Source organism: Geminicoccus sp. (genome assembly GCF_035556675.1).
GTDB lineage: Bacteria > Pseudomonadota > Alphaproteobacteria > Geminicoccales > Geminicoccaceae > Geminicoccus.
In genome coordinates this window covers 1-3,401 of record NZ_DATMFZ010000068.1, presented here as the reverse complement: position 1 = coordinate 3,401, position 3,401 = coordinate 1, and the positions used below count along the sequence as shown (strand labels likewise).

Genomic DNA, 3,401 nt, shown 5'->3' with positions numbered 1-3,401 from the left:
GCTCAAGGGGCAGGGCTTCCGAGTGGAGCTCCTGTCCGGCGACCGGGCGGAGGTGACCGCGAAGGTGGCGGGCCAGCTCGGCATTGAGCACTGGCGGGCCGGCGTCGATCCGACCGCCAAGACCGCCCATCTCCAGGCGCTGGGACGGGAGGGCCAGCGCGTGCTGATGGTGGGCGACGGCCTGAACGACGCACCGGCTTTGGCCGCGGCCCATGTGTCGGCCTCGCCGTCCACGGCCGCCGACATCAGCCAGACCGCCGCCGATGCGGTGTTCCAGGGCCAGCGCCTGGGCGCCGTCCTGGAGCTCCTGGCCGTGGCTCGGAAGGCGGAGCGGCTGGTGCGGCAGAACATGGTCCTGTCGATCGGCTACAACGTCCTGGCCGTGCCCCTTGCCATGCTCGGCATGGTCACCCCGCTGATCGCCGCCGTGACCATGTCCAGCTCGTCCCTCCTGGTGGTCGGCAACGCGCTGCGCCTGGCCGGGCAGCGCCGATGAGCATCATCGGCTTCCTGATCCCGATCGCCCTCTTCCTGGGCGGCCTTGGCGTCATCGCCTTCATCTGGTGCGTGCGCAGCAACCAGTACGAGGACCTGGAGGGAGCGGCCTGGCGGATCCTGGAGGAAGAGGACGAGGACGAGCCGCCGGGCGAGGGCCCGGGTCGTGGCGACAATGGCGGATGACGCCTGCCGCTCCGTGGATGATCGACGCGGGGCGGCTACTCCCCTCAAGGGGTTCTGCGCTCCTTCTCACGCCTTCCAGCGCGACCCGCGAATGACGGAGCAGAAGTTGCCCCTGTGGAAGTGCGGTTCCTTGTCGGCGATCACGTCGGCCTTGACGTTGCCGAAGGTGGTGTCCGGCTTGTGCTTGATGCCATCGTAGAAGGCCTGGATGATATCTTCCTTGAACTGCGCCGTGCGGGGAAAGGCGTTGACCACCGCCTCGCGGACCTCGTCCGGATACTGGTCATAGGCGAGGCCCAGCACGTCCATCTCGACCCCGGCGGTCGTCAGCGCGATCACGGGATGCATGAATTCGGGCACGCCCGGCGTGGTGTGCAGCGCGATCGCGGTCCAGACCCTTTCGATGTCCGAGGGGTCGACCTTCCAACTCTGGAGAAAGTCGCGGGCAGCGTTGGCGCCATCCACCTCAAAACGGAGGTTCTCGCTGCTGTGGGAAGGCATCAGGCCGATGTCGTGGAACATCGTCGCGGCGTAGAGCAGTTCCGGATCGAAGGTGAGACCGCGCTGCTGGCCGGCGATGGCGCCGAAGAAATAGACCCGGCTCGAATGATTGAACAGCAACTCGTTCTCGGTATCACGGATGAATTCGGTGATGGTGCTAGCCAGCTTGCTATCGGGGACCGAGACGCCATTGATGCTGATGGCGTTGAGAAGAGTGTTGGTCATCGACGTTACTCCTGAAAACCCAGTTCCGCATCTTTCGTGAGTGGGAACGCCACCTAGATGATTTGGTGGCGCGCCAGGATGGAGTAGGAGTTGGGGAGGGTTGGCCGCAACGCCGACACCGTCGAGAATCTGCCAAGCTTGAGCGGGAATCTGCCCGAACGTGAGAGGCCCGGGGGGATGGCGAGAAAGGATGTGGCGCTGCTCGTCCATGATGGCGTGCAGGCGCTTGATGTGGTCGGGCCCCTCGACGTGTTCGCCGAGGCGAATGGGTTCTTGCCCAGCCGTGACGGATACGATTGTCACCTCCTCGCGGCCGACGAGGCTCCCGTCCGGGCGTCCAATGGCATGCTGCTGGCTGCTGACCTGACCTTCGCGCAAGCCGACCGCCGCTTCCACACGGTGCTGGTAGCTGGCGGTCCGGGTCTCCCCGAAGCACCAGCGGATGAGGGCATGTCGCAATGGCTGTGTCGCTGGGGGGTGCTCGCGGAGCGCTATGGCTCCATCTGCACCGGAGCGTTCGTGCTGGGCCATGCCGGACTGCTCGACGGGCGCACCGTGACGACGCACTGGCAGAACGCCGCGCAGCTCGCTGACAGATTCCCGTGCGCCCGTGTCGAGCACGATCGCATCTATGCCCGCGACGGCGCGTTGGTGACTTCTGCCGGCGTCACTGCCGGGATCGACCTTGCGCTGGCGCTTGTCGGTGAGGATCACGGGCAAGCAGTTTCCCTCGCCTGCGCCAAGCGGCTCGTGGTTGTCGCCCAACGCCAGGGAGGACAGTCGCAGTTCAGTCCGCTGCTACAACCACGCACCAGTCCGGATACGCCGATCGGAAGGGTCCAGGCCTATGTCATGGATCATCCGGACGAGCCTTTTCCGGTAGAGCGTCTGGCCGAGATAGCGGGTACGAGCCGGCGCAGCATCGCCCGCCTGTTCGTGCGCGAGCTGGGGATCACACCGCACGATTTCGTGGAAGGCGTGAGGCTGGATCACGCCCGTAACCTGCTCGAGGCGACAGACCTGGCTCTGAAGGCAGTAGCATTCGACTGCGGCTTCGCCAGCCCCGAACAGATGCGGGCGGCGTTCCAGCGCCGTCTGGGCCTGAGCCCGCTCCGATACCGGGAAAGTTTCCGGACCGTGCTACGGCGGGCGGGCCAGGCAGGCTCATCCGCCTGACTGCCTCGCCCGCCGGCTGGAGCGGATGTCAGGCCGGCAGCCGCAGGAGGGTCCGTGCCTCGGCCGGCGTCGCCACCCGGTGACCAGCCGCGCGGGTCTGCGCTGCCGCGATCTCGACCAGCTCGGCATTGCTCGCTGCCAGCCGTTCGGCGGAGAGGCGGATATTGTCCTCCAGCCCGGTCCGCACATGGCCGCCCAGCTCGATCGCCCATACGCCCACCTGCCGCTGGTGCCGGCCGATGCCGGCGGCCGCCCAGCTCGCCTGCGGGAACAGCCGCAGCCCTTCCTTGACCAGGATCTCGAGCAGATGGCGCTCCGCCGGCATGGCGTTCTGGATGCCCAGCACGAACTGGAGATGCGCGCGCTCGTCCATCAGCCCGGCATCGGCCAGGCGGCGGGCGCCATGGAGATGGGACAGATCGAAGATCTCGATCTCGGGCTTGACCCCAAAGCGCTGCATCGTGCTGGCCAGCTCGGTCACCAAAGGCGGCTGGTTCTCGTAGACGATCGAGGGGAAGTTCACCGAACCGGTCGACAGTGACGCCATGTCGGGGCGCAGGGGCAAAGCACTCGCGCGCTCCGCCGGGGCCCTGCCGCGCCCGCCGGTGGAGAACTGCACGATCATGCCCGGGCAGTGCCGGCGCACCCCTTCCTGGACGCGGGCAAAGCGCTCGGGGTCGGAGGACGGCGTCTCGTCGTCGTTGCGGACATGGATGTGCACCAGCGCCGCCCCGGCCTCGAACGCCGCATGAGTCGATTCGATCTGCTCTTCCGGCGTGATCGGCACGGCCGGGTTGTGCGCCTTGCGCGGCACCGAG

Annotated in this window: 5 protein-coding genes; 3 read left to right on the top strand and 2 right to left on the bottom strand. The window is 67.1% G+C overall.

Going from position 1 to position 3,401, the window contains the following annotated elements; all coding sequences use genetic code 11:
• Both VNS22_RS05440 and ccoS read left to right on the top strand, forming a co-directional pair.
• On the top strand, positions 1 to 496 hold a 496-nt coding region (locus VNS22_RS05440; RefSeq protein WP_325730387.1), incomplete at its 5' end, for an HAD-IC family P-type ATPase.
• The gene (gene ccoS, locus VNS22_RS05435) at positions 493 to 681 is read left to right on the top strand and encodes a cbb3-type cytochrome oxidase assembly protein CcoS (RefSeq protein ID WP_325730385.1); all 189 of its coding nucleotides are present in this window, start codon (positions 493 to 495) and stop codon (positions 679 to 681) included. The genes VNS22_RS05440 and ccoS, both read left to right, overlap by 4 nt.
• Before the next feature lie 66 nt (positions 682 to 747).
• On the opposite strand, the gene VNS22_RS05430 is transcribed toward ccoS, so the two are convergent.
• The gene (locus tag VNS22_RS05430) at positions 748 to 1,407 is read right to left on the bottom strand and encodes an HD domain-containing protein (RefSeq protein WP_325730383.1); all 660 of its coding nucleotides are present in this window, start codon (positions 1,405 to 1,407) and stop codon (positions 748 to 750) included.
• Positions 1,408 to 1,584: 177 nt separating this feature from the next.
• On the opposite strand from VNS22_RS05430, the gene VNS22_RS05425 reads away from it, so the two are divergent.
• A complete protein-coding gene (locus VNS22_RS05425) occupies positions 1,585 to 2,583 on the top strand; it encodes a GlxA family transcriptional regulator (RefSeq protein WP_325730381.1) in 999 nt (332 codons plus the stop codon).
• 28 nt (positions 2,584 to 2,611) lie between these two features.
• Here the strand turns inward: VNS22_RS05425 and VNS22_RS05420 are convergent.
• The coding region (locus tag VNS22_RS05420) for a 3-keto-5-aminohexanoate cleavage protein (protein WP_325730379.1) at positions 2,612 to 3,401 on the bottom strand (790 nt) is incomplete at its 5' end.